Consider the following 302-nt stretch of genomic DNA (forward strand, 5'->3'; position numbering starts at 1 on the left):
ACTGCGGCGCCGTCATACGCTCGCTCCCGAGCGGCTGGCCGCGGCAATGGCCCCGGCCGCCGCGATCCGCCCGCGCTCCTGCTCGCGCAGGCGAAAGCGCTGGATCTTGCCGGTCGCGGTCTTGGGCCTGTCTCTTATACACATCTCCGAGCCCACGAGACCGTACAGGAAATCGCGTATGCCGTCTTCTGCTTGAAACGGGGGGGGGGGGGGGGGGGGGGGGGGGGGGGGGGGGGGGGGGGGGGGGGGGGGGGGGGGGGGGGGGGGGGGGGGGGGGGGGGGGGGGGGGGGGGGGGGGGGGG

At 78.1% G+C, this 302-nt stretch carries 1 protein-coding gene; it reads right to left on the reverse strand.

The annotated features are described in order from the left end of the window. Window positions 1–12 precede the first annotated feature (12 nt). On the reverse strand, window positions 13–302 hold a 290-nt coding region (locus JHD63_RS23380), incomplete at its 5' end, for a hypothetical protein (RefSeq protein WP_198973182.1).

The sequence above is a fragment of the Xylophilus sp. ASV27 genome, from assembly GCF_016428875.1.
Taxonomy (GTDB): Bacteria; Pseudomonadota; Gammaproteobacteria; order Burkholderiales; family Burkholderiaceae_C; genus Xylophilus.